General features: G+C 47.8%; 24 protein-coding genes and 1 riboswitch. Of the genes, 4 read left to right on the top strand and 20 right to left on the bottom strand.

The genetic code is table 11. The features are described from left to right. Positions 1 to 148: 148 nt before the first annotated feature. The 12 genes from KU855_RS10560 to moaA form a co-directional block, all read right to left on the bottom strand. On the bottom strand, positions 149 to 826 hold the full coding sequence (locus KU855_RS10560) for a TIGR01621 family pseudouridine synthase (RefSeq protein ID WP_218530247.1): 678 nt from the start codon (positions 824 to 826) through the stop codon (positions 149 to 151). 11 nt (positions 827 to 837) lie between these two features. Continuing rightward, positions 838 to 2,094, bottom strand: coding sequence for a HAMP domain-containing sensor histidine kinase (locus KU855_RS10555; RefSeq protein ID WP_218530251.1), 1,257 nt, complete (start codon positions 2,092 to 2,094; stop codon positions 838 to 840). A 120-nt stretch (positions 2,095 to 2,214) separates the two neighbouring features. After that, positions 2,215 to 2,892, bottom strand: coding sequence for a response regulator transcription factor (locus KU855_RS10550; protein ID WP_218530246.1), 678 nt, complete (start codon positions 2,890 to 2,892; stop codon positions 2,215 to 2,217). 9 nt (positions 2,893 to 2,901) lie between these two features. Continuing rightward, complete coding sequence (locus KU855_RS10545; protein WP_218530245.1) at positions 2,902 to 3,429, bottom strand: PepSY domain-containing protein; 528 nt, start codon at positions 3,427 to 3,429, stop codon at positions 2,902 to 2,904. A 183-nt stretch (positions 3,430 to 3,612) separates the two neighbouring features. After that, positions 3,613 to 3,984, bottom strand: a complete 372-nt coding sequence (locus KU855_RS10540; protein ID WP_218530244.1) for a NirD/YgiW/YdeI family stress tolerance protein — start codon at positions 3,982 to 3,984, stop codon at positions 3,613 to 3,615. A gap of 155 nt (positions 3,985 to 4,139) precedes the next feature. After that, positions 4,140 to 5,252 (bottom strand): ABC transporter ATP-binding protein, encoded by a 1,113-nt coding sequence (locus KU855_RS10535; protein ID WP_218530243.1) that lies wholly within the window; start codon positions 5,250 to 5,252, stop codon positions 4,140 to 4,142. Then, positions 5,239 to 5,916: a molybdate ABC transporter permease subunit gene (gene modB, locus KU855_RS10530; RefSeq protein ID WP_218530242.1), complete on the bottom strand. Its 678-nt coding sequence runs from the start codon at positions 5,914 to 5,916 to the stop codon at positions 5,239 to 5,241. The genes KU855_RS10535 and modB overlap by 14 nt, the downstream gene beginning before the upstream one ends. Positions 5,917 to 5,918: 2 nt before the next feature. After that, positions 5,919 to 6,719, bottom strand: a complete 801-nt coding sequence (gene modA / locus KU855_RS10525) for a molybdate ABC transporter substrate-binding protein (RefSeq protein ID WP_218530241.1) — start codon at positions 6,717 to 6,719, stop codon at positions 5,919 to 5,921. 2 nt (positions 6,720 to 6,721) lie between these two features. Next, a complete protein-coding gene (moaE, locus tag KU855_RS10520; protein WP_218530240.1) occupies positions 6,722 to 7,177 on the bottom strand; it encodes a molybdopterin synthase catalytic subunit MoaE in 456 nt (151 codons plus the stop codon). Between the two features lie 3 nt (positions 7,178 to 7,180). Continuing rightward, on the bottom strand, positions 7,181 to 7,429 hold the full coding sequence (gene moaD, locus KU855_RS10515) for a molybdopterin synthase sulfur carrier subunit (protein WP_218530239.1): 249 nt from the start codon (positions 7,427 to 7,429) through the stop codon (positions 7,181 to 7,183). A gap of 4 nt (positions 7,430 to 7,433) precedes the next feature. Continuing rightward, complete coding sequence (gene moaC / locus KU855_RS10510; RefSeq protein ID WP_218530238.1) at positions 7,434 to 7,910, bottom strand: cyclic pyranopterin monophosphate synthase MoaC; 477 nt, start codon at positions 7,908 to 7,910, stop codon at positions 7,434 to 7,436. Positions 7,911 to 7,998: 88 nt separating this feature from the next. Beyond that, positions 7,999 to 8,979 (bottom strand): GTP 3',8-cyclase MoaA, encoded by a 981-nt coding sequence (gene moaA, locus KU855_RS10505; protein ID WP_218530237.1) that lies wholly within the window; start codon positions 8,977 to 8,979, stop codon positions 7,999 to 8,001. After that, a riboswitch (molybdenum cofactor riboswitch) is annotated at positions 8,967 to 9,102 on the bottom strand. (Overlaps the previous gene by 13 nt.) Positions 9,103 to 9,312: 210 nt before the next feature. Between moaA and KU855_RS10500 the strand changes: the two genes are divergently transcribed. After that, a complete protein-coding gene (locus KU855_RS10500) occupies positions 9,313 to 10,962 on the top strand; it encodes an electron transfer flavoprotein-ubiquinone oxidoreductase (RefSeq protein ID WP_218530236.1) in 1,650 nt (549 codons plus the stop codon). A 110-nt stretch (positions 10,963 to 11,072) separates the two neighbouring features. Here KU855_RS10500 and KU855_RS10495 read toward each other — a convergent pair whose 3' ends face one another. Both KU855_RS10495 and KU855_RS10490 read right to left on the bottom strand, forming a co-directional pair. Beyond that, positions 11,073 to 11,573 (bottom strand): GNAT family N-acetyltransferase, encoded by a 501-nt coding sequence (locus KU855_RS10495; RefSeq protein WP_218530235.1) that lies wholly within the window; start codon positions 11,571 to 11,573, stop codon positions 11,073 to 11,075. A gap of 81 nt (positions 11,574 to 11,654) precedes the next feature. Further along, positions 11,655 to 12,503, bottom strand: a complete 849-nt coding sequence (locus tag KU855_RS10490) for a PfkB family carbohydrate kinase (RefSeq protein WP_218530234.1) — start codon at positions 12,501 to 12,503, stop codon at positions 11,655 to 11,657. Between the two features lie 295 nt (positions 12,504 to 12,798). On the opposite strand from KU855_RS10490, the gene KU855_RS10485 reads away from it, so the two are divergent. Continuing rightward, on the top strand, positions 12,799 to 13,917 hold the full coding sequence (locus KU855_RS10485) for an MFS transporter (RefSeq protein ID WP_218530250.1): 1,119 nt from the start codon (positions 12,799 to 12,801) through the stop codon (positions 13,915 to 13,917). Positions 13,918 to 13,967: 50 nt separating this feature from the next. Here KU855_RS10485 and KU855_RS10480 read toward each other — a convergent pair whose 3' ends face one another. Then, a complete protein-coding gene (locus KU855_RS10480; protein WP_218530233.1) occupies positions 13,968 to 15,050 on the bottom strand; it encodes a two-component system response regulator in 1,083 nt (360 codons plus the stop codon). A 152-nt stretch (positions 15,051 to 15,202) separates the two neighbouring features. On the opposite strand from KU855_RS10480, the gene KU855_RS10475 reads away from it, so the two are divergent. After that, positions 15,203 to 19,441 carry a hybrid sensor histidine kinase/response regulator gene (locus tag KU855_RS10475; RefSeq protein WP_218530232.1) on the top strand — a complete coding sequence of 1,413 codons (4,239 nt, stop codon included), beginning with the start codon at positions 15,203 to 15,205 and terminating at the stop codon, positions 19,439 to 19,441. On the opposite strand, the gene KU855_RS10470 is transcribed toward KU855_RS10475, so the two are convergent. The 3 genes from KU855_RS10470 to KU855_RS10460 all read right to left on the bottom strand — a co-directional run bounded on the left by KU855_RS10470 (position 19,438) and on the right by KU855_RS10460 (position 22,538). Beyond that, positions 19,438 to 20,298, bottom strand: a complete 861-nt coding sequence (locus tag KU855_RS10470; RefSeq protein ID WP_218530231.1) for a patatin family protein — start codon at positions 20,296 to 20,298, stop codon at positions 19,438 to 19,440. The two genes, KU855_RS10475 and KU855_RS10470, sit on opposite strands and share 4 nt — an antisense overlap. A 459-nt stretch (positions 20,299 to 20,757) precedes the next feature. Continuing rightward, positions 20,758 to 20,928 (bottom strand): hypothetical protein, encoded by a 171-nt coding sequence (locus KU855_RS10465; RefSeq protein WP_218530230.1) that lies wholly within the window; start codon positions 20,926 to 20,928, stop codon positions 20,758 to 20,760. A 272-nt stretch (positions 20,929 to 21,200) separates the two neighbouring features. Then, positions 21,201 to 22,538 carry a coproporphyrinogen III oxidase family protein gene (locus KU855_RS10460; RefSeq protein WP_218530229.1) on the bottom strand — a complete coding sequence of 446 codons (1,338 nt, stop codon included), beginning with the start codon at positions 22,536 to 22,538 and terminating at the stop codon, positions 21,201 to 21,203. Positions 22,539 to 23,482: 944 nt separating this feature from the next. Here KU855_RS10460 and KU855_RS10455 point away from each other — a divergent pair. Then, the gene (locus tag KU855_RS10455; RefSeq protein ID WP_218530228.1) at positions 23,483 to 24,262 is read left to right on the top strand and encodes an HNH endonuclease; all 780 of its coding nucleotides are present in this window, start codon (positions 23,483 to 23,485) and stop codon (positions 24,260 to 24,262) included. A gap of 451 nt (positions 24,263 to 24,713) precedes the next feature. Here the strand turns inward: KU855_RS10455 and KU855_RS10450 are convergent, their stop codons facing one another. Both KU855_RS10450 and fdh3B read right to left on the bottom strand, forming a co-directional pair. Continuing rightward, entirely contained in the window at positions 24,714 to 25,691 is a 978-nt protein-coding gene (locus KU855_RS10450; protein WP_218530227.1) for a formate dehydrogenase subunit gamma, read from the bottom strand. Between the two features lie 68 nt (positions 25,692 to 25,759). Beyond that, positions 25,760 to 26,329, bottom strand: coding sequence for a formate dehydrogenase FDH3 subunit beta (gene fdh3B / locus KU855_RS10445; RefSeq protein ID WP_218530226.1), 570 nt, complete (start codon positions 26,327 to 26,329; stop codon positions 25,760 to 25,762). Between the last annotated feature and the right edge of the window lie 22 nt (positions 26,330 to 26,351).

The raw sequence follows: 26,351 nt of genomic DNA, 5'->3' as shown, positions 1-26,351 counted from the left end.
GCGAGACAGTTCAAGCTTGATGGGAAACGGGATAGGGCCTATCCACGTGCGTTAAAAATGAGTAAAAACAAGTATCCCATTAAGTCTAAGAAAAATGCCGTTCACACTAAGTGAACGGCATTACCCTTGGGCGGTTTTTTATTATCTGCTAGCCACTTTTTTTGGGCCAATTAAGTGAGTCCGGCTGCGGCCACTGCGTCAATGTTGCCGCCAAGGCTTCATGAGCAAACCATTCGCCACTGGAGGGTAATGCGGCAAACTTCCACGATTGGCCTTGAAAACTAAAACTAAGTTGCCACGCATGCAGATAGGCACGGTCGCTGTCGTCGCCACCATATAATTTATCCCCCAAAATCGGCACGGCCAGTGAGGCTAAGGCCACCCGTAATTGATGGGTTTTACCACTGAGGGGTTTCAGTAAGTAGAGGCGCTTCCCCGCCACTAATGACTGAGAGAAAAACTGAGTAATCGCTGGATTGACGCGGCTACGTAATAGCTTATATTGGCTACGGCGAGATTTGGCCATATCGCCCATCACACTGCCTTGTTTCTTGGTCGGCTTATTACCGGCAATGGCGAGGTAATACTTTTGCACCTGATGCCGAGCAAACATATCGCCAAATTGCTGGGCGGCGCCTAATGTCTTGGCGAATATCAATAAGCCGGAGGTAATCGTATCGAGTCGATGCACTGGGTATAACTCAATCCCTAGATCTAAGGCTAATTGCGCGGCAATACCGGCTTGGCCATCTTGGGAGTGAAAGTGGACACCGGCGTCTTTATTGACCACCACAAACTCTGGCTCATTGGCCACGATTTGATACATAGTTGTCTTAATTAGAATCGAATGCTGACAATTAACCCTGGATGATTATCAGTTAACTCGATATTGGCATGATGGCGAGATAATATCGCTTTTACCATCGACAGTCCAAGTCCGGTACCCACATGATGGCGACTCGGATCTAACCGCACCAAGCGTTCAAACACTTTCTCTTTGGCCTCATCGGGGATCCCGGGGCCGTTATCGCGAATTTGAATGAGGTTACCGGCCTGGACTATCTCAATGATAGCCCCATCGCCGGCGTACTTAATCGCATTGTCGACCAGATTAAATAACGCGGTAAACAAGAGATACTTATCGGCTTTAATCTCAAAGTCTTGGCCACTCTCAAAACTCAATTGCTGATTTCTATCTTCGGCAACGGCTTGCGCCATGTCCACTAGATCATGACATAATGCTTGCAGGCTCAGCGGTTGGAGTTCGAGCTGTTGCTGACCTTCTTCAATACGCGTAATCGACAACATGGCATTGAAAGTCGCCAAACAATGATCTAATTCTTCCAATAACATGGCACTTTCTTCAGCCACGTCCACCACCTCGGTGGTAGCCAGCTTTTCAATGCCAATCCGAATATGGGACAAGGGCGTGCGCAAGTCGTGCGCAATATTGTCCGTCACCCCTCTTACGGCTAATAAATTGCGCTCAAAGGCATCAAGCACGGTATTAAACTGGCTGGCTAGCACATCAATTTCATCACGCTGACTACTGATGGGAAGCCGCTTATCATACTGACCCTGTTGTATTTTTTTGCTTATTTTGTTGTATTGAACCAAGCGCATCAACAAAGCTTTAGAAAACAAATAACCCGCTGCCAAGGTCACGACAATGGTAAACATCACCGCCCAGGTGGCCGCATTAAGAAACTTATTAATTAAAGTGGCCAGCTGATCGGTACGGCTAGCGATAAGCACATCCCCGTAGCGAGTGTTAAGCAAGCCGCCACGATAGAGGTTCAACTTTTCATGACCTAAGGTCAGAATAGGAAACTCCTGAGTCTGTGGCAAAAAGGGTAAGTCCTTGGGTAAGAAAGACAAGGCGCCTCGAGTGGTGTCGCCATCTTGCCATGCCACCAAAATACCATTGGGATCAGGCGCACTGACTTGAATTGCAAAGTTCTGGCGATTAACCGTATCGGCAAGCTCTTGATAACGCTGATACTCACTTTGCAAGTGGTATTCCAATTGATGTTGCTGCTCTATCACTAGCTGGCGATAAAGCGAAAACAACAAGGTGCCTATGATGATCGTCACCATCGAAGTAAATATGATGGTAATTCGCCACACACTACTGTGGTAAGGACGGATATTCTTCATGGCACCTAATTATCTGATTGATATAGTAAACTCAGTATTTACTGACCCAAGAGCTCATTAATGACGATGGCGTAAACGGTAACCCGCACCGCGCACGGTTTCGATGAGTTCTTCGTGACCATATTCTTCAAACTTACGGCGTAACTTGGCAATATGAACATCGATAACATTGGTACGAGGATCGAAGTGATAATCCCATACGGCTTCAAATAACAGGGTGCGACTGATGACTTGATTAACATGCTCCATTAGATATTTAAGCAGTTGAAATTCTTTGGGTTGCAGCATTAACTCATTGCCATCTAAGGTCACTTGACGAGTCAATAATTCCATTTCTAATGGACCCACTTTAAGATCTGTCATCACCTGAATGGTTTGGCCACGCTGCATCAGTTTTTCCGCACGCACTAATAGCTCAGAAAAGGCAAACGGCTTAGTCATGTAGTCATCACCGCCAGCTCTCAGTCCTTTGACCCTTTCATCCACATGACTTAACGCCGATAAAATTAATACCGGAGCTTGGCTGCCCGTGGCACGCAGTGCCGCTAATAATTTTAAGCCATCTAATTGCGGTAACATACGATCCAAAATAATCAGCTCATAATGCCCAGTGGTAGCCATTAATAAACCTTGATGACCATCAGAAGCCGTTTCAATGTTGTAACCCTGCTCTTGAAAACCCTTAACGATATAATCAAGCGTGGTGGCATCGTCTTCAACCAACAATATTTTCATACAAACTCCTCAGTCCCGCGTCAGCAATGGAATAGGCTGCATGCGGTCAATGTTAAATGCCTGCGTGTGCGCCTTACTGCCATCTAAAATGGTAAATTCGAGATAATTAATGCCTAAATCATTATCAAGCTTGGCTTGTATTAACCGTCCAGGTTGATTGTTAATCGCTTGCTTTAAGAAGTGCTGCATATCATGTTCTTTTGCAACCAGAGAGTTTGCGGCACGATATTCAGCCATATCTTTGGCTTGTAGTTTGCTTTTAAAGACTCTGAGCACGGCACCGGACTCAGCATTAACTATATATTCCGTGTGCGATTTATCTTTGGTATCAACAACTTCCACAAGATACACTAGGCGTTCGCCGTCAAGCCGAGTGTCAAACTCAGACACTATGCCAGGTGATAATTTGGTGACCTTATCTAATATGCTCATTGGCGAGTACAGGTTGCTATTTTGCAATGACGTCATTAATTGCGGCTGCGCAAATGCACTGAAACTCATTACCTGTAATAACAAACCATAGACCCAAGGTTTCATGGTCTCTCCGATTATCCAGCAGAAAATTAACAATTCAGAGTAACTGAAATGTTCAATTAATAGAAAAATATTAACACAAGACTGTGAAGCAGATTGCAACCGAGAAAGATCAGTTGCCACGGTTTAATCAATGCACTAAATCACAGCAAATAGTAAACAGTGGCAAGGGGTGGCTAGCTGAGATTAGTGGTTCGTCGCGCCATTAACCGCCGGCACTAACGTAATGGTCTCTATCTCAATCTCGCGGCCACCTAGATCATCATCCACCTCGCCAACTAAGGTGACTTGAGTCGTGGAGTCAATATCTAATCCCTGCAGCAAATCATCATCAATTTCGATTTGAACTTGACCCGTCTCATCTTCAAACAAGTAATTATCATCGCCAAGGTGTTGAATAATAAACCCCGACAGTTCAACAGGGGTGTTATCTGGCGCGATAGTCGCAGTGTTGGCCTCTGTCGCTGTTGAGCCTGAGCTCGGGCCGGTATAGGCCGCCATTGCTGGCAAGGACAAACAACCACCAACAATCAGTGCGAAACTTAATTTCTTTAACATAGTGAAGATCTCCTTTGAATAAACGCCACAGAGTGTATCGAAGGAGGGTATAAACGGAGCTTGCGTGGAAATTAACTTTAAGCCATGTGATAAATTATGCTGAAATATTAACTAATTCCGCCCCAAGGGAGGGTGAACAACAGATTAACTCTGGATCATTTAACCAGATTATCACCAAGAATGTGAAGTTGATCGGACTTTAACGCCACTTCAGTTTCGACACCAACCGCTAAGGCTAATTTTTCCAGCAAATGCGTGGGAACTTCGGCATTCAACATACCATCAACCCCCTTAATGCTCAGCTGGAGTCGCGCGGATTCGCCCATGAATAAGACATTAATGACCTTCACGGTAAGCTTGTTAAAGCTGCGACACAAGCGGCCATGGCTAATGGAGTTAAACCTTATGCCCGCATTAGGGATCACCCATAGCACTTGCTGGCCAACGACTACGTCTTGCGGGCGATCGCAGGCAATTTGTTGATTACCTAAACTTAACCACGCGAGATTGGCCTGCTCATCGATGGCGATCACGGTCGAGGTAAACATATTCCGCAAGCCCATTTGCCGCGCGACAGCCGCAGTTTTAGGGCGAGCTAGCACTTCTCTCGGAGCGCCTTGCTGTAACATTTGGCCCTGACTAATCAACACCATATGGTCCGCAAGCAGGAGGGCTTCATTGAGATCATGTGTCACCATGATCACCGGTAAGGATAACTGCGCTTTCAGCCGGGCTAACTCTAAATACAAGCGTTCACGGGTTTCGCGGTCCACCGCCGAAAACGGTTCATCCAATAGCAGAATATTAGGCTGCCTAGCTAAGGCACGCGCCAAAGCGACCCGTTGTTTTTGCCCACCAGATAACTGGCTCGGTAAGCGCTCTGGTAAACCATCTAAATTAACCCGCTCGAGCCAATCGAGCGCCCGCTGACGCCGCAACGCCTTAGGTACATGATCAAGCCCCGACATCACATTGTCGAGTACGGTCAGATTGGGAAACAAACCAAAATGCTGTGGCACAAAACCAATATGGCGCTGCTGCGGACTCAACTGTACCCCCAGCTCACTGTCGCTCCAAGGGGTATCACCGAAATAGATTTTACTTACCCCAGCCTGACTCAAGCCAGCAATCATCCGCAGCAAAGTGGATTTACCGCCCCCCGACGGGCCGACCACGGCCAAGATCTCACCCGCCTTACAACGGAATTCGGCGTTTAGCGGGATCGGGCTAGCTTGCTGAATGCAACAGTGTAAATCAGTGGCGCTCACGGTACTGTGCTCCTAGGCGTCGCGATAAACTGGTGGTCACAATCAAGGCGGTCACCGCAAACATCAGCAGCACCAGCGACATAATGCCTGCGCTATCAAAATCAAAAGCCTGCACATTGTCATAGATAGCAATCGAGATGGTCTTAGTCTCTCCGGCAATATTGCCCCCCATCATTAGCACCACCCCAAACTCACCTAACACATGGGAAAAACACAGCACTAACGCCGTTAACACCCCAGGCCAGATCAACGGCAGCTCGATGCGCCAAAACAAGCGCCAACGACTCATGCCACAACAGGCGGCGGCATCACGGATGTCTTGCGGCACACTCTCAAAGGCACGCTGAATAGGTTGCACCGCAAACGGAATATTGACGATTATCGAGGCAACGACTAAGCCAGAAAAATGAAACACCAAGCTTTGACCAAACCAGGACTCAATCCACTGACCAATCCAACTTTGATTACCTAATCCCACCAACAAGTAGTAGCCAATCACGGTCGGAGGCAGCACCAAAGGCACCATGATTAAGGCTTCAATAGCAGATTTACCGGCGAAGTGACGATAAGCGAGCAGCCGTCCGACGAGGATGGCTAACGGAATTAAAATCAATACCGTCACGGCTGCCAACTTGACCGATAACCACAACGCGACCCAATCCATACTTATGGCACCTGTGGTGGCGGCACGGCAAAACCATAATCTTGGAAAATTGCTTGTGCGGCGGGAGATTGAATATATTGATAAAACTCAGTGGCCGTGGCGCCAGCATGCGGCAATAAACTCATATATTGCGCCAAAGGCTGATGATCTTGTTCGGGCAACTCAAGAATATTGGCCCGAGCGGCAAACTGGGGAGCCTTCGCCAAGGATAACGCCACAATCCCGGCCTGCGTCGAGCCACTAATTGCGAATTGAGCCGCTTGCGACGCATTTTCCCCGAGGATCAAGTACGGGGTAACGCTGTGCCACAAACCGCGCCGCTCAAGTAACTCTTGGGCGCGCTCACCATAAGGCGCATGCTCGGGGTTAGCAATGGTAAAGCGGCTGATTTGCCCCTTGTCTAGGGCTTGCTTAATCCCGTCGAGTTGCGGGTCGAGCTGAATTTGACTGGCTTTGGGTGTGACCAATGCTAGTTTACCTCTGGCATATAATTGCGGTGGCGTCAGCGCGACGCCGGCACTGGCGAGCTGTTGCAGGTACTTTTCATCGGCACTGAGGAATAACTCAAACGGGGCGCCATGGCGGATTTGCGCAACAAAATTGCCTGATGAACCATAAGAAATCCGCACCCGCTTTCCAGTATCTTGCTGGAATTGCGCGGCGATATCATCTAGCGCAAACTTAATATTGGCTGCCGCCGCAATCGCCGGCGGCTGAGCCCAAGCGGATGCCGTCATTAGCCACAGAGAGACCAATAATACTCCCAGTTGGTAACGCGTTACCCACCTTCGCCATTGACCCATGATTATCCTTGCTCGTCCTGCCACATACTGGCGGCCTGCTCATCGGAATCTCGAGCTTCGACCCAATGTTGCTGCTGGCCACTGCTCTCTAACTTCCAAAAGGGCGCCTTGGTCTTTAAAAAATCGATTAAAAACTCACAGGCCGCAAAAGCCGCTTTGCGATGGGCACTCGTCACCCCGATAAATACTATCTGCTCACCCAGCCCCATGGTGCCAAAACGATGAATAATGGTGACCTTGTTTAACGGCCAACGTTCGCGCGCTTCGGCTTCAATTTGATGAAGCACCGCTTCGGTCATTCCGGGGTAATGTTCAAGGGTTAAATCCGTGACTTGACTGCCATCATTAAAATCGCGCACTTTCCCGATAAAATTCACTATGGCGCCATCGCTATCATCAGCGGCCAATAAAGCATATTCAGCGGCGACATCGAAGTCCTGTTGCTGCACACGGATCATGAGTTAACCTCCAGTGACCGGTGGGAAAAAGGCCACTTCATCACCAGCCTTGACCTCAGCCGACCATTGGCTCATGGTTTGATTGACCGCCACCAATAGTTTTTCTGTTCCTAAGGTCTGCGCCCACTTAGGATCTTTGGCGGCCAAATGGGCACGCAATTGCTCAGCCGTGGTAATTGAGTCGCTGGCCACTTGAATCGATGCCACGCCTAACAGCTCACGAACTTGCGCAAAAAATAATACATTAATCATAAGATCACACCTTAAAGTGGCCGGATTTACCGCCACGCTTTTCCAATAAACGCACATTGGATATCAACATATCTTTTTGAACAGCTTTGCACATGTCATAAATGGTCAATGCCGCAACCGACGCCGCAGTTAATGCTTCCATTTCCACCCCGGTTTTACCCGACAGTTTACACAAGCTGGTGATCCGGACACGGTTTTGCTCTGGCTGCGCCTCGAGCTCAACTTCAACCTTAGTGAGCATCAAAGGATGACATAACGGAATGAGATCAGAGGTTTTCTTTGCGGCTTGAATGCCAGCAATTCGCGCCGTTGCAAACACATCACCCTTGTGATGGCTGCCGCTCATGATCATTGCCAGCGTCTCGGGCGCCATTTCAATAAATGCTTCGGCACGCGCCTCACGCTCAGTCACTTGTTTATCAGTAACATCCACCATATGGGCATTGCCATCGGCGTTAATGTGAGTAAATCCTGTGGTCATGAAATTACCTATATTAAATCGCTAAGACCCGAGCCCGCCTTAATTCGAGGGGGCTATTGTCGGGAAAATACTTGACTGTGATGAGCACCTACCCGCCAATCGATGCCAAATGTTGGGTTACCCCGGTGACACCTTGATGCAGTAAGTGGGTTTCTTTCTTCTGCACTAATTGTTGCTGGAGTCGCTCGATGAGCTCAGGGCGTTGCTGCTCAGATTGGAGGAGATCACGTAAATCCACCCCCGATTCCGTGAATAAGCACAAGTGCAACTTGCCTTTGGCTGAGACGCGTAAACGATTACAGCTAGCACAAAAGTTTTTAGCATACGGCATGATCAACCCGATACGGCCTTGATAGTCAGGGTGACTAAAGTTCTGGGCGGGGCCATCGGCAGCATCGGGGATATTATAGTGCCAGCCACTTTCTTCTAAGTGTCGCTTGATCTCAACGCCAGCCAAGTGGTGCGCCTCAAAATAGTCACGCCCTAACCCCGTTTCCATTAACTCAATAAAGCGCAAGTCGATGGGGGTATGCTTAATCCATTCGAGAAAACGAGGTAAATCTTTATCATTAAGCCCACGTAACAGCACCGCATTGACTTTAACCCGCTCGAATCCGGCGGTTAACGCTGCATCAATACCGCGCATCACTGTATCGAATTTATTTTCGCCTGTGATTTGATGAAACATCCGCGGATCTAAACTATCAACCGAGACATTAATACGTCTAAGACCAGCATCAAACCACTCTTGCGCATGCTGCTCTAAGCGATATCCATTGGTGGTGGTGGCAATCGTATGAATATTGGGTTGGGCGGCGACCACCCGAATAATATCGGTAAAGTCTTTGCGCAGCGAAGGCTCGCCACCTGTGATACGAATTTTTTGGGTGCCGACTTGAGCGAAAGCCCCAACCAAGTTGCTGATCTCATTAAGAGACAAAAACTTAGGCTTACCATCTGGGCGATAACCGTCGGGAAGGCAATAGCTGCACTTAAAGTTGCAAACATCAGTCACTGACATCCGCAAATAGTGGAATTTACGACCATAGCTGTCTTGAAGCTGGGACATGTTAACCTTTCCAAGTGTGGGAGGTGAGTGCATTTCTTTACTCACCCCGGTGGCAAAATTACCACGGCTAAGAGTCCGTATCTGTAGTGACGTAGGACAAAAAGCTCGGAGAACCGTCAATGGCTCATTATAGCCAAACTCCGAGTTTTAAGCCCATGGCCTAACGATAAAATTTCGACCAAACTCCCTAAAAATGGCGCTAAATGTGATCGACCTCAGATAGCTAAATGGCAAAAGCGGATAGATAAAACATTCCTAGCTCTGGGATAGGGGGACAATTTCAGGTAAGGTGATCAAAAAAATAACAACAAATTGACATGACGAGGTTGCAAGATGGAACGTGAATCAATGGAGTTTGATATCGTTATCGTCGGTGCTGGACCGGCTGGATTAGCCGCGGCTTGCCGACTGATGCAAATCGCTGCCAGCACAGAAAAACCGATGAGTGTCTGTGTGGTCGAAAAAGGATCCGAAGTCGGCGCCCATATTGTTTCTGGCGCCGTATTTGAACCTAAGGTGCTCAATGAGCTGTTCCCCGATTGGAAAAAACGCCAAGCGCCGTTACACACCCAAGTTAACCTCGATGAAATTTACTACCTAGCATCAGCATCCAGCAGCCACAGCCTGCCAGCAGCCCTCACACCCAACACCATGCATAACCATGGTAATTATATCATTAGCGTCGGTAGTCTCAGCCGTTGGCTGGCCGAACAAGCTGAAGCAATGGGGGTCGAAATTTTCCCCGGCTTTGCTGCCAGCGAATTACTGTATCGCGATGATGGCAGTGTCAAAGGCATTCTCATTGGTGATATGGGGATGGGCGCCGATGGCAAGGCCAAAGACGGCCATATGCCCGGCATGGAGTTACATGCCAAATATACCTTGCTCACCGAAGGCTGCCGCGGTCATTTAGGCAAGCAAGTCATCAAACAGTATCAATTAGATAAAGGCAAGAGTCCGCAACATTACGCCATTGGCTTTAAAGAGATTTGGACGGTACCCGACGCTGCGCACCAGCCAGGAAAAGTCGTGCATACCGCGGGCTGGCCTTTGGGTCAAGGCGCCTCCGGAGGCGGCTTCATGTATCACATGGAAAATAACCAAGTCTTGGTTGGATTAATTGTCGATCTTAATTATGACAACCCCCACCTCAGTCCTTATGACGAATTCCAACGCTATAAAACTCACCCGCTGATAGCCAAGACCTTGAGCGATGGTGAGCGCATCAGTTATGGCGCCCGCGCCATTGCCAAAGGCGGTCTCAATTCATTACCCAAAATGACCTTCAGGGGCGGCATGCTGTTGGGTTGTGATGCTGGCACCCTCAATTTCGCCAAAATAAAAGGCACTCATACCGCCATGAAAAGCGGCATGCTCGCCGCAGAAACCTTGGGCCAAGCCTTGATATCAGGGGTGGATGGCGGCAAAGATCTCGATTGCTTTCAGCAACAATTTGAAAAGAGTTGGCTGTTTGAAGAACTTTATCAATCGCGTAATTTTGGCCCCGCACTGCATAAATTTGGCACTTTAGTTGGCGGCGCCTTTAACGTAGTCGACCAAAATTGGTTTAAGGGCAAGATGCCTTTTACCCTCAGAGATTCGATTGCCGATCATCAAACACTAAAACCCGCGGCAAGCACGCAGCGCATTGACTACCCCAAGCCTGACGGTAAATTGAGTTTTGATAAATTGTCATCGGTGTATCTTGCCAATATCTATCATGACGAAGATCAACCGTGCCATTTACGCCTGAGCGATGCCACCATTCCGGTGGCAGTTAATCTGCCACAGTTTGATGAACCGGCTCAGCGATACTGCCCCGCTGGCGTCTATGAAATCCATTGCGTTGATGGCCAAAATCAATTGCAAATTAATGCGCAAAACTGCATTCATTGTAAGACCTGTGATATTAAAGATCCTAGTCAAAATATTACCTGGGTAACCCCCGAAGGTGGTAGCGGCCCCAATTACCCCAATATGTAAACGCCTCAGTTCCCCCCAGCTTAGGCTGGGGGAGTGGTAGTCACGATTGTTAGTGGCTGATAAGCTCGGCTGATCCGGCGCCAAATAACGCTTCACCGCTCGCGCGCCCATTAATAGCGGTCGCCGCGAAACTCGCAAGAGTCCATGCAATACTGCCACCAGCCATGACGATCATCCACCAAGTTGAACCCCAGCTTAGTGATCAAGGCTTGTGATCTCAGATTATCTCGATGGCAATTGGCCTTAATATGCGTTAATTCATAGCGACCAAAGCCTAGCCCTAAGCTGGCCATACTGGCTTCAAAAGCCAAGCCTTGCCCCCAATATGCTTGCGCTAATCTCACACCAAGATCCACTTCGCCACTCAATTGTTGGCGTAAACCGCAAAAGCCAATCATGTGCGTCATCGAGGTCAGTTGCAGCGCCCAACGGCCGAAACCAAATATCTGATAATGATTATACTGAGCAATAAAATCCGTTGCCGCATCGACACTGGCAAAGGGTTGATCGCCCGTGTATTTAATCACTTGTGGGTCAAGGTTCAGTGCGTAAAATGCTGGCGCATCGTCTAGCGTAAATTCCCGCAAATGCATTCTCGCGGTGGTTAGCATGATGTTCTCTTGCCCCCATATTTACCCACCCAACGACACAATATGCCAATATTAGGCAATCTTTTTATCCATTGTGCACAATTAGCACAACGAATGGTTCAAATAGTTGGCCAAGGGTTGACCCGGCACCGAGGCCGCAGTACTGACAGCCAACGCGCCCCATCGAGCAGCCTCGTGCATGGCCTGCTCAATGTTTTGGCCATTCACCAACCCATGAATAAGCCCAGCAGCATAACCATCGCCCGCTCCCGTGGTATCCACCACCTCGGAGACTATAGCGGCCACCCGCTGCACACTATCTTGTCGGTAGACACAGGCGCCGTCGACCCCCTCGGTGACAATAAAAGCGGTGAGACTGTCGCCCGCGATTTGCTTGGCAAACTCCCAGGGCGGCAGTGCGCTGCGACCGGCCAAGTCGGACGCCGATGTAATTAATACATGACAAGGGCGCTCACGATCATCTTTGGCTAATTGCGCTACCACCACACAATGAGGTAAGGCTGTCTTGGCCCAGCTGGCGGCGCCTTGCGCCGAGGAGTTGATATAAAGCGCGTCATAGTCTTGCCAATCCGGTGGCGCCGGTAACTGAAAGACAGGGCGCATCGGCCTAACGATGGTGCGCTCTTTGTCTGGGGTGATCATCAGCAGCATTTCGCAGGTGTTGGCTTGATAACGGGTGATCGAGTGGCAATCCATTCCCAGCGTACTAATTTGCGCCACTAGCCAATCACCGATAGCGTCATTGCCCACCTGAGTCGCCAGTGAGACCTGATGACCTGCCCACAGCAAACCGATACCGGTATTCGCGCCACCGCCACCAATCCTTTTGCCACCATCTTGATAATGATATCGGCCACCTACAGTGAGCGATTTGTCTAAAATCAATAACCTATCGCAGTTCAAGTTGGCAGATAACATGATACGAGCCATACGCACGTCCTAGACGATTGAGATGCCTCATGGTAAGGCATCACAAGCATCACAGCAAATGATCCCGCGGGAATTAGATCAATCAGCAAACCACTCGGCAACCAAATTTTAACACACTGTTATTGTGTGATTTTTTTGACCGATAGTGAAAATTTAACTCGCTTTACCTCGGGTATCTTTCGCATTAAAGTCCGTCGATTTTTTTTATTTTAATGCTCATTTATTTACCCTTGGAGTCTCATCAGTGCCGACGCAAATCAACATTGAACCACAAAGTAGTACGTTTGTGCCTGTGATGGGCTTGAGCTTATTTGCTTTGGCGTCGGGTTTTTTAATGAGCTTAATCCCGTTGTCTTTGCCTGCATTTAATCTGGGTAGCCATCTAGCACCTTGGTTGGCAAGCACCTTCTATTTTGGCTTATTAATCGGCGCCACCAGCATTGAAGCCATTGTTGCTAAAATTGGCCACCGTAAAGCCTTTGTTGCCTTCTTACAGCTATTATTAGTCACGGTTATCGTGATGCCAGCCTTCCCTGACGCGAACATTTGGCTCGCGGCAAGATTCGTGGCCGGCTTTGCTGTCGCTGGGGTGTTTGTGGTGGTTGAATCTTGGCTGCTGATGGCCAACAGTGCTAAGCAGCGAGCCAAACGCTTAGGCCTGTATATGACGTCACTCTATGGTGGCACCGCCATTGGCCAACTCGCGGTTGGTCCGCTGGGCACCGAAGGCTGGCTACCGTTTGTGGTTATCGCTAGCTTATTATTTTTAGCCAGTTTACCGCCGTTACTCATCAAAAAAGGCCAACCGACAGTGCAAGGCCATCAAGCGATTGGCTGGCATGACTTAAAACAGATTTCACGTCCGGCTTTGATGGGATGCCTAGTATCGGGTTTAGTGCTGGGCCCAATCTACGGCCTCTTGCCCTTAACCCTCAAGCTGCAATCTAAAACCGAATCTGAGATCGGCATTATTATGGCGTTAGTCATTTTGGGGGGGATGTTAATTCAGCCAGTAGTGAGCTATTTGTCGAGTCGACTTTCTAAAAAGATGCTGATGGCCATGTTCTCACTGTCAGGTGCGCTAGCCTTAGGCATCATCCTGATCACTAAACATCATTGGTTTCATGCCAGTGGTTATATCATATTAGGTGCCAGTGCGTTTGCCCTGTATCCGATAGCAATTAGCTTGGCCTGTGACCATATTGAGCGCAGCCGCATCGTGGCGACAACCCAATTGATGCTGTTGAGTTACAGTGTCGGCTCAGTGGCCGGCCCCATATTGGCGGGATTGATGCCAAACGATCGCCTCGGTTTATTGCACTATTTACTGTTGTGTTTGGCCACTACCAGTATTTATATGATGATTAAAAGCTTCCGCTCTAATCAAAACAAACCTGTGCTACCCCAGATCTAATCCTAACGGCGAGTCACTGACAAATGAGCATGCCCCATTGGCCATGCTCATTATTCATCGCGGTATTTCTCGGCAATGTGCTGAAATTCAGATTCAATCTCAAAGAAAATATCGAGCAAGTCGGGGTCAAAATGAGTGCCACGGCCATTGTGAATAATTTCCATAGCTTGATCATGCGACATTGCATCCTTGTAGACCCGCTTACTAATCAGTGCATCGTATACATCAGCAATGGCCATCAGTCGAGCACTCAAAGGGATCTCCTCACCACACAAGCCGTTGGGATAGCCAGTACCGTCCCATTTCTCATGATGATAATGCGCAATCTCTTTGGCGGCCGTTAAAAAGGAATCCTCATAACCGATATCGGCTTCTGCCTCTACTAATGCCTGATAGCCGTAATAGGCATGAAGCTTCATGATCTCAAACTCATCCGCCGTTAATTTGCCCGGTTTCAGCAGAATATTATCTGGGATCCCCACCTTGCCAATGTCGTGTAAGGGCGCCGATTTAAAATAGGTCGAAATGACATCGGGGGTCAGACGCTCACTAAATCGAGGTAAATACCGTGCTTTTTCGGCCAACAGTTTGACGTACCATTGGGTTCGGCGGATATGGTTGCCAGTTTCTTGATCACGGGTTTCGGCCAAACTCGCCAACGCCGCAATGGTCACATCTTGCACTTGCGACAATTGATGGATACGACGTTGGACCTCGGCCTCCAAAAAGGTATTTTGATCTTTTAAAAAATCCTGTGACGCCTTAATTTGCAAATGGGTTTTCACTCGGGCAAATACAATCGGTGGGCTGATGGGTTTAGCAATATAATCGCTGGCGCCAAGATCCAGCCCAAACTGTTCATCTTTGGTGGAGTCCTTGGCCGTTAAAAAAATCACAGGAATTGAACGGGTTTCTTCATTTTGTTTAAGCCGGCGGCAGACTTCGTAGCCATCCATGCCCGGCATAATCACATCTAAAAGCACAATATCAATAGGCATCTTGCTGACCACATCAAGTGCGGCTTCTCCTGAATTGGCTGCTCTGACTAAATAACTATCCTTGAGAAGTCCATGTAACAAAGCCAAATTTTCAGGGGCGTCATCGACAATTAGTACGCAGGGTTTTGAGTCCATCTTATGTTCTATCCTTGTAATAACATTCACCCGAACCCATCCGAGCAATATCGAGTAAGTAACCTACACTTAACATCAAGCGTCAAATAGTTACCTTAAATTTAGACGCTCTAAGGAAGAAATAGCAACTTTCAAGGAAATGAGGTTTGTTTATGGGTTCAATCCGTACTGTTTTCGTCGTTCTCAGCACGCTAATTGCGACGCTGATTATCACTCTATCGGTGTTATTTTATCAGGTGCATACCAGCGCCGATAATCTCGATGAGCAGGTGACGACCATCCATGATCGCATCATGTTGGCTCATGAAGTCAAACAAAGTTCAGATCATTTAACCAAGTTTGCTCGAGCCTATGCCGCCACCGGTAACCCCAAATGGAAGCAACTGTTCAATCGAGTCTTAGCCGTACGCAACGGCTTAGCGCCAATTCCCCCCGGCAACAACTTTGAATATTGGGATGTGACCTCCGATCCCAATGAACTGCTGGTGCCTTTCAATAACAGCAACCAAGCTTTTCCTAGCTTGCTCGAGCGCATGCAAATCGCGGGGATCACGCCCACTCAATTACTTTTGTTGCGCCAAGCTATCAACATGTCAGAAAACTTGGTTAACCTTGAACGTGAGGCCTTTGATGCCATTGAGGGCATTAAACGCACCGAAGCGGGGATTGTTAGCATTGAGCCCAACCCGCAGCAAGCCATTGATATATTGTTTAGTAACGCGTATTTCCAAGAAAAACGCAAAATAATGACTCCAGTGGGCCAGTTTTATCGGCTGCTCAGCGAATCCACCCAAGCCGAACTCCACCAGTCTCAAACTAAGATACACACCCTCTATGATTACCAAATCATAGCCTTAACCATGCTCTCGATCATCGCCATCGCCTCCTTTATATTGTTATGGACCTACGTACTGTCGCCGGCGTATCGCATGCAGCGCAAGTTAGTGAATCAAGTCAACAACCATGATTTTGGCTTCCAAATTACCGAGCATAACAAAGGGGCGCTCAGGCCTTTGGCTCGAGCCCAAAATTTAATTCTGCAAGAAGTGAGTCAACAGTTACAAATGAACTCCTCGATTAAGGAATTCACCGATGTAATGCGTGACTCTGCCGATGCCAACGAATTAGGCGGTAATGTCATCAATTTCTTAGCCGAACGGTTTGAAATCCCCTTGATTGGTATCTATAAATTTTATGACAACCAACTGACCCGTGTTGCGGGATGTGGCTACTCCAGCAGCAGTAGCCAGACCATTGCCGACAGAGATTCAATTCAAATCAGTTTACTGCGTAGCCGCAGTCACTTCTCATTGCGCGATCTCGATGGCAAGTATCGAATCCCCTTGTTAGATGGCGAGCTATCCTTAGCCGAATTGCATTTCTTTCCACTCAAGGTCAACGATAATATTGTTGGTCTATTAGAGCTTGGGCTCACCAGTCCGCTAGCCGAGGCCCACTTGATTTGGCTAAATAAGGTTCAAGATGACTTGGCGATCAATTTTGAGCTCACGCGTAACAGTGAACTTCAAGCCGCGGCTGAACGCCGAATTGCCGAACAACTTGAGTTTAATCAGCAAGTACTCAATGCGATTCCAAGCCCTATGTACTTTAGGGACTCCAACGGCCGCTACCTTGGAGTCAACAATGGTTTTAGCGACTTCCTTGGACTATTCGAAGCGGACATTTTAGATTGTACTCCAGCGGATTTATTTCCTGCTGAAACATCGCAAATATTTAATAATGCTGAAAAAACCTTACTGCAAGCCCCAGGTACCACCCAATACGATCTCAATCTTAAAAACGCAGAAAATGAACAACGCCATATCAGTATTTTTGAAGCCACTTACTATTCCAGTAAGGGCGATCCTAAAGGGATTGTGGGGCTGTTTGTTGATGTCACCGAACAAAAAGAGCTTGAAATTGAGCTCAGGGGCGCCAAAGACGCCGCCGATGAGGCTAGTAAGGCTAAGGGTGAGTTCTTGGCGAATATGAGTCACGAAATCCGCACGCCCATGAATGCCATTATCGGCATGTCCCATTTAGCGCTGCATTCCGGCCTCTCTGATAAACAACATCATTATGTCAGTAAGATTGATCATGCCGCTAAATCACTGTTAGGCATCATCAACGACATTCTCGACTTTTCTAAAGTCGAGGCGGGTAAGCTCAGCATTGAAAATATCGACTTCCTGCTGGATGAAGTGTTAGATAACCTCGCCAACGTAATCGGCATGAAGGCCGATGATAAACATCTCGAGTTTTTATTTGATATCGACCCTCACCTACCCTCAGCCTTAGTGGGTGATCCACTCCGTCTCGGGCAAGTGCTGATTAACCTTTGTGGTAACTCAATCAAGTTCACCGAAAAAGGGGAAATCATCGTTAAGGTGAAGCAATTAGAGAGCAGTGATGACGACAACATCATTATCCAATTCGAAATTATCGATAGCGGTATCGGTATGAGCGAAGAGCAACTTGGACGCTTATTCAAATCCTTCTCTCAGGCCGATGGCTCAATTACCCGTAAATATGGTGGCACCGGTTTAGGCTTAACCATCTCTAAGAGTTTGGTTGAATTAATGGGGGGTAATATTTGGGTGAAGAGTGAGCCCGGCAAAGGCTCGGTCTTTGGCTTCACGATTGAAGCTGGCCTGCAAGATGTTAAGGCAAGAAAGTTTTATCAACCCGTCGATGATTTACAAGCGAAACGCGTGTTGGTGGTTGATGATAATGATGCTGCCAGAGAGATCATGATGGGCTTACTCAAGGCCATGAACTTTAGAGTCATGACCGTTAGCAATGGTTTTGAAGCCGTGACTGCCGTTGAAAAAGGCATTAATGAGTTAGACCCTTTCGACGTAGTCTTTATGGATTGGATGTTGCCAGGAATTGATGGCATCGAAACCACCAAGCAAATTCGTGACAAAATCAGTGAAGATAAACTGCCGAAATTTATCATGGTCACCGCCTACGGCCGAGAAGTCGGTCTTAGCGGCGAAAATGAGAAATTATTTGATGGCTTAGTGATTAAGCCAGTCAATCCGTCACTGATCTTTGATGCCATCATGAACGCCTTTGGGGTCATGAAAAAAACTGAAGCCCTCGAAGCGCGCCGCTCAGAGCCCGAGCAAAGCGATTTCAGCATCATTAAAAATGCCAATGTGTTATTAGTTGAAGATAATGAAACCAACCAAGAAGTCGCCATCGGTATCCTCGAACCCTACGGGCCCAACATTAAGGTGGCTAACAATGGTCAAGAGGCGCTGGACTGGCTCGAAAAACAAAACTTCCAACTGGTATTGATGGATATGCAAATGCCGGTGATGGACGGGATTACCGCCACCAAGCACATACGCAACACCCTCAAGTCAGCTATTCCTATCGTTGCCATGACCGCCAATGCCATGAGTCAGGATGTTGAAAACTGTAAAGCCGCGGGCATGAATGACCACCTTGGCAAGCCCATAAACGTCAACGAATTACTGAAAAAAATGTGCCGTTGGTTAAGTGAGGGCGCGGCAGGCGTGGCCAATGTTGCCCCAAGCACTGAGTGTCTATTGGACTCACAAGCGGAGCAAGACGAGCAAGTGGTCGGTGGCATCACCGTGATCGAAATTGCTGATGAGGTCGAGGATGATATCTGTGATTTCTTTGACAATTCAGAGACCAGCACTACCATCATCGACGCCGACAGCGATGAATCAATGCCTGAAATCATTCATCTCAATCAAACGGAAGATGCATACACAGAAGAGATGGATCATCATCTCAACAATAACGGCATGCCGGCTGGAGGTGGCATCCTCAACATTGATGACGGCATCGGTCGCCTCGGTGGCAATGAAAAGCTTTACTGGCAAATCGTCAGTTCGTTCATTAATAGCCGGCAACAAGAAGAGCAAAAATTACATCAAGCAGTCGCTGATGCTGATTGGGAATTTATTGGCCGCGTCGGCCATACAATTAAGGGCGCAGCCGCCAATATCAGCGCCGATAACCTCGCGATTATTGGTAAAGAATTAGAAGACCTTGGCCATAATAAGACGGCACCATCGGCGGAGTTCTTGCAGCAACTAAGCGACATGCTCAATCAGTTACAGCAAGAAGTCATCGACTTCGGCCCCAAGGAAGAGGTAGTGAAACCCCAAAGCAGCGAAGTGAAGTCCTATGACACCACTGAACTGATGATTGAACTGCAGCAACTGCAAATGCTATTGGATAACTTTGATACCCAAGCCATCGACTTTATTGCCGTGATGAAGCAAAACGCAGAAGCCATCAATGCCTTAGGTATCGATTTTGCCGCCCTTGAAAAGGCGATTGCCGAGTTTAACTTCAGCGCCGCTCAAGAGGAGTTAAATAAACTGATTGAAAAGTCGAAATCCGCCTAAGCAAATTGTGACTCACACTGAGGGATGGCTCGCCGGCCATCCTTCAGCCCCCATTGATATACCTGCTCGACCTTAGTGACATTGGCCTCTAAGCGGCCAATGGGCAAGGCCGTGTGAGGTTGGATAATCACCACCTCTCCCGCCAACTGTTTTTGTCGCAGCAACGCCATATCCTGCTGATAATATTGATGACGAGTGGTTAACGCTTCGGCCACGTTGGGATAGCGTCGATATAGGGTATGAATGGCTGCGGCAGCCAGACGTGATAATGGCGATTTCACGTATGCCGGTGGCCGCGTCAAAATGACCACTTGCTGACGAAAACCGGCTCGTTCAGCTTGCCGACTGGTGATAGCCTCCTTGAGGCCACCATCAAGGTAAGCTCGACTGTCAATCACCTGTGGCTGGGCTAACAAGGGTAAACTGCTCGAGGCGATTAACGCTGCGATTAAGTCATCAGGGGAGGTAAAATCCGCCTGAGTGAAATAGCGCATCTGGCCCGACACACAATCAAAAGCGCCCACATGAAACTCAGTCGCCGCAGCCTTAAACCTCTTAAAATCAAAAGGAAGCAACTCTTTAGTCATGCGGGTGAAGGTAAACTCTGTGTTGACATAATTACCGGTTCGCAACCAATGGCGTAAGCCCATATAGCGTTTGTCAGTGAGATATTGCTGCTGAATGTTGAGGTTGCGTTGCGGCTGCCTGGAAATAAACGACGCAGCATAAATGGCGCCTGCTGACACTCCGCTCACATAAGGAAATTCAATATTTTCCTCCATAAAGGCATCCATCACACCGGCAGCATAAATCGAGCGTAAACCGCCCCCCTCGACCACCAATGCGGCATCTAACATCTCAGCTTCTCCCTAACCTAATATGACTGGTAAAATCTAACGGCTTGTGTATCTTATAGATAAATACCCGATGACCAATAGCCTATGCCAAGACGCCGTAGACATACATCACGATTCCGAATTTATTTAGGGTTATTATTTGCTTATGGCTTATTAGTCTCGCTGGCGCTCGCCGGTGATCAACCGATAACGTCCCCCTTAGGTGCCCCTCTGCAGTCCCAATCAGCCCCCCATGGTGATAAATGCCATGCAAGGCTGCTGTCAGCAATCACCATCAGCCGCTAACGCCCGAGACACCTTCACCTGAGTAACCTAAGACTTGCTGGCACCTAACGGCCAGCCAGAGCGTAAATAAGCAAGGAAGCGGCAAATCAATCAAGATGCCATTAAGCAACGTGATGGCAACCATACCAAGGTGGGGTCAGTGGGATTCTGGGGCGGGGGGATGCGGGCAACAACTTAATAAGCCGCGGCTTTCTTCAAGGCTTCCGCCACCACTAGATGACTGATGGCTAAATTAAAGGTGGTGAAGTTAGCTAGATATACCCGATATAAACGGCGGCTATCTTGGCAGCTTTCATCCAAGTCGTAACGCTCGCAAAAATCATTAAATAATAAAGTTTGTTCCATATCACGCCATCGTTTCAATCATGTCTGCAGGCGAGACTAAATCAATCGAAATCACAAATCAATAACACCTAAGCTAAACGCCATATAACTAATATATGCGATAAGTCTGAAAATTAACTACAAACAAGCGTGCGCAACATCACATTTATATTGTATTTCATGGCGTTACATATAGATAGTGTTACTTTATTACCAAGTTAGCATAAAAAATAATTAATAAAAAAGGCGCCCAAATGGCGCCTTTGTTAGCCGTTGCCACCGCAGTGATGACATCACATATCTTGCTGCTGCAGCGGTTTACGTAATTGGGCCCTGACGTTATCCATGCCAGAATAGAATTCTTTCATCATCAATAAGCCCATCATCTTACCGTTATCTGTGACGATAAGGTTATCGGGATCGCTCGGGTCATTTTTAATGGCACCAATCAATTTCATCGAAGTCATTTCTTTAAACAAGCTGGTATCCAAATTAACCCCGAAAGTCTCTCTAAAGTACTTACGTGATAACCGCCCAGAGAACATACCAAGCAAGAAACGATACTGCATAACGTCTTTCTTAGTGTAAAGTTTTTGTTGCTCAACCCCCATCTTACCGGCGGCAATCCGCTCTTGGTATTTACGCAAGGAGAAGGTATTCACATGGAGGGTGTCGTTTAGGAAGCTGAACGAACCAGAACCGACACCTAAGTACTCATCATAATCGATAACGTATTCATCAAAGCCTTCGTTATTGGCTTTACCAAAGGCCCATGCCGTTAGCTGGTTATATTGGCCATTCAAATTATTCAGAATTTGGCGATACTGATCAGCCATTTCACCTTGTGGCGCCGCCAGTTTACCCTTAACACTTTTACGAGTTTGATGAGTGATCATCAAGGGGTAGGTGGTGATTTGACGCGGGTCGAGGCGTTTAGCCATATCCAAGTCATGTTGGATCACCGCCTCAGTTTGACCACGGAAACCAAAAATCAAATCGACATTGATGATAGGGAATAACTCTTTAGCCGCCATGATCTTGTCGAACGTCTGCTGACCCGTACCAAACTTTTCGAGACGATCCGTCATCTTTAAGATGCCATCATCAAAGCTCTGCACGCCAATCGACATCCGATCTACCAGCCCCTTTAAGTCTTTAAAGCCAGGGCTATCCAAATGCACCGGATCGGATTCGCACGATACCTCTTTGATGGATGGAAACAGGGTGCGTGCATGTTCAATGGTCTTAACTAACTCATCTTCTAATACCGTGGTGGTTCCACCACCAATGTACATGGACTCGAAGTCATAACCTAAGGCCTTTACCATCTCCATTTCTTTACGCAGCGCAATAAAATAGGCGCGCGCCTTGTCTTCATTAAACAAGAAGCGATGGAAGGTACAGTAGGAGCACAAGGTATGACAAAAAGGCACATGAGCGTAGAGCATGTACTTCTTACCAGCAATCGGTGCCGGCATAATGTCAGCAGATTGGGTGTCCAGCCTTAGGTTCTTATCGACATAGTACTGCATCACCCGCTCCATACCGGACAGCATCCAGTCGGGAACAGTGATATTGGCTTCATACGGCTTAATCAGGCCATTATCCAAAGTGTGAATTATCTGCGACATAATATTTCCTGACGATTGATGATTTCCGCACCCGGTATGTTACCGGATGACCACGCAGCCATACCTCAAAATGGTTAACTTTGTGAGCGTACGAGGTTAACGGGAATAAATGTCTCAAACCGTGAGGCAGTCGGAAATTACAGCCCCTTACTAAATTTTAACCAATAAATTGTTAACTCGATCTCATAATTCAGGCGTTGCTAATGATGCAAACCTATAGATAACCACAAGATTTTGGGTTAGGGAGTGAAGGGCAACACCAAGTGTTGTGGGTTTCCATTACATGGAGTTTGAGTGGCTTCAGTCGCCAGGGGGCTGGTTGTTTTGCCAAGTTACGTTTGGCAGAACGTCCTGGAGCTTCGTGCCCCAGTTCCCGTTGGGAGTTTTATTAGCCAAGTTTAGCTGGCGATTCTAATCAATCGCATGGATTTCACCTGCGGTGAGGCTTTATTGCCAAGCTACGCTGGCGCGTGTTTTTCTGTCTTTCATGCGCCAAGGGACTAATTGTTTTGCCAAGCAGCACTTGGCAGAACGTCGTGGAGCTTCGGCCCACACCCGACCAAGAGGGGCTCAACAGCGGCAAACAACATCCTTGTTTAACGGCCAGCTCACCCTCCTTGGTTCGCGCTCATAAGCGCGCTTGCCTGAGGCGAGCATTCGCCCTTTGGATCTCCCCTGCCGCCCCAACCGAAGTTGTTATCCATCGTAAAATGACTTCAATCACGCAACCGCCACCGATTCCACATCCCTGTATCAGCGGTGGCTGCCCCGTCATCCATGACGGGGCTTGCTATTGCAGCCATTTCCCTCCGGCAACGTCGGACGGGAAGTCGGTGCAATCTGGGATAAAGGAGCCTTAAGGCACCAAACATCTATCTTTTTGATATAGCTATGAATTAAGGTGTTGCCCAAAGAGTATCCTCATATCTAAAGGTGTCATCACTGTGATTAAAACAAACAGCTGTGTTTATTGTGGGATTCAGATACGAAAAGCAAGAAATACTGATGACGCCCGCTCTGTAGAACACATGATTCCAGAATCAGCTGTCAGCATAAGTCGCAAAGGCGACTTCCATGTATGTCGCAAGTGCAATACTGAAAAAAGTAAAATAGACGCACTTTTTGGACTGATTTCAAGAACAACATCAACAGGTGATGGCGCAATTGAAGCAGCTAACAAGCTGGGCCGCATGGCTGCTAAGGGAGATAAAGCTGTTATCAACATGATTCAGACAGCAAAAAACAGTAACGGGAGATTCGAGGTCTCCCTACCTTTTAAAGGTGAGGATATATACAAATATGGAGTATTCCTAACTAAAGGAGAATACTTCAAACAACACCAAAAGCTTCTAAATATGGAAAAGAATGTTGTGCTTGTATCTTGGGGTGGAGCAAATTTAATAAACCATATAACGGACGAATACAAAAAGGCTCATAAGAATGATCCCTTCCATGATTTAGCCCAAAACAGCAATGTCGAAAATATCAACAAAGAGTGTTTTATCGTAGCCAATCAAAGTGGTTCGGAGTATGTATTTGTCTTCAGCAGAGCGTATTCATTACTTACTAAAGTAGTAGAGCGAACAGAAGAAACCATAGCCCAGAAAAGGTACAACAAACGTTGTTTAATACCAGGCTTCGCCAAAGGTGAAAAAAGTGAATACTGCGTATATAAACTCAGCAGAACAGGTAAACCTGAACGAGTCCAAGCAGGTTTTGATTAGTATAACTTAATTGCTAAACTTACAGGCGACTCCAATGTCCCCGTCGGTGCCGCCGAAGAATGTTGGCGAAAAATGCGTGGCGAGGCATGGATGCCGAAGCAGGTTCAGTCGAATCATGGACGAGCGTCTGAACCGTCAGCTTTTTTCGCCATAAGCTCGAGGGGCTGTCGGCACCGTCTGGGGCGGCAGGGGGTTTGCAAAGGGGGCGAAGCCGTCTAGTCCCCTTTGCCCGGGTGTGGGCTGGAAGCCCGCGATCTTCTGCAAGGCGAAGCCTTGCCAGATCAATCAGCGATAGCTGATCAACCCAACAGCATGCGCAGCATGATCAATCTACGGCTGACGCCAGCAGAAACACCAAGTTCCCGTTGCCGACAGGCAACAAAAAGCCCCGCGTTATTGGCGGGGCTTCAGCTTGATTAAGACATTGACTGAACATTATCAGTCAAAAGAATTAATCCTTGTACTTCAGAGTACCGTCAGCTTTGATCTCATCAAACCACAGGTTGTGATGTTGGGTAGCCCAGTTCTCATCACAGTAACCAGACACCATACATTCCATACCACCTTCAGACATAACCGTTGCCATGAAAATGTGAACGATGGAGAAAGCACAGATGATGATGGCGCTCACGCCATGAACAATCAGAGCCAATAAGCTTAAGTTGCGGCTTGGTTCAAATAAGTTTGGGAACAACAGCAACATGCCAGATACTGAGATCAGTAAACCGAACATGGCGAAGGTCCAGAACCATAACTTCTCACCCGCGTTGGCAAAGCCAGCATCAGGGTGCTTGCCCTTGAAAGGACCGAAGTTAATATAACCACCCACTACCATGAACCACTTAACGTCGTACATAGTAGGGATCTGGTTTTTAGCCCACAGCACTGTCATCAGCGCCCAACCCAGCATGAATGGAATCGCTACCACGTCATGCACTTGCTTGGCACCATTGACTAAACCAGCCCAGACGCCTTCACCCAAGTAAGGTTGGAAGAAGAAACGACCCGCCAGCAATACCAGACCAGTAACGATCAGCAGCAAACACGGGATAGCGCCCAGCCAGTGAATGGCCACATCAGATTTTGACCAACGATATACCATTTTACCTGAGTAACCGTGGTGCAACTTTGAAATACCGTTGACCGCGATAAACAGGATGAAAATGACGATCATGCCAAATAGTGATGCCATTAACGCTGGCGCTAACCAGTCGGCACGCACTTCCAATACGCGTAAATCATAAGTATTGATCGCTTGACCGTGAAACTCACTCTTAGAGTCGGTGTAACCTACCACGCCATCCTTCAGCTGCGCCCATACCTGCGCATCCTGAGACTGGGCCAAGGCCGCGTCACCACCATTGGCGAATGCCACAGCACTAAATAACAGTGCGATGGCTAAGCCTATGTGTTTGAACAGTTTGTTCATAATCTATCCTCTAGGGTTGCCTCTGCCGAAGCAGAGACAACTTGATGGACTGTCCTAAACTTGGAAAATTATTCCCAAGCTGCGTTCTTGGCGCCACGGTAAGCCACACGCTCACGGAAGATGGCAGAAACAACGTCTGCATCACCCGCTAACAATGACTTAGTTGCACACAATTCAGCACACATTGGCAGCTTGCCTTCAGCCAGACGGTTAGCACCGTACTTCTTCAGTTCAGCTTCAGAGTGGTTCTCTTCTGGGCCACCGGCACAGAAAGTACACTTGTCCATCTTGCCACGGCTGCCAAAAGCACCGCTTTTCGGGAACTGAGGCGCACCGAAAGGACAAGCATATAAACAGTAACCACAACCAATACAGGTGTCCTTGTCATGCAATACCAGACCATCTTCGGTTTGGTAGAAGCAGTTAGCAGGACATACGGCCATACACGGAGCATCACTACAGTGCATACATGCCACAGAGATAGAGGCCTCACCACGCTGACCATCATTGATGGTTACTACGCGGCGACGGTTAATACCCCACTCTAAAGCAGAGGCGTTTTCGTTCTTACAAGCAGTGACACAGCCGTTACATTCGATGCAGCGCTTGGTATCACATAAAAATTTCATTGTAGCCATAATGGCAATTCTCCTAGCTTAT

Source organism: Shewanella sp. NIFS-20-20, assembly GCF_019209865.1.
Lineage (GTDB): Bacteria > Pseudomonadota > Gammaproteobacteria > Enterobacterales > Shewanellaceae > Shewanella.
Note: the sequence above shows the minus strand (reverse complement) of the source record. Positions and strands in the feature narration are given on the sequence as shown.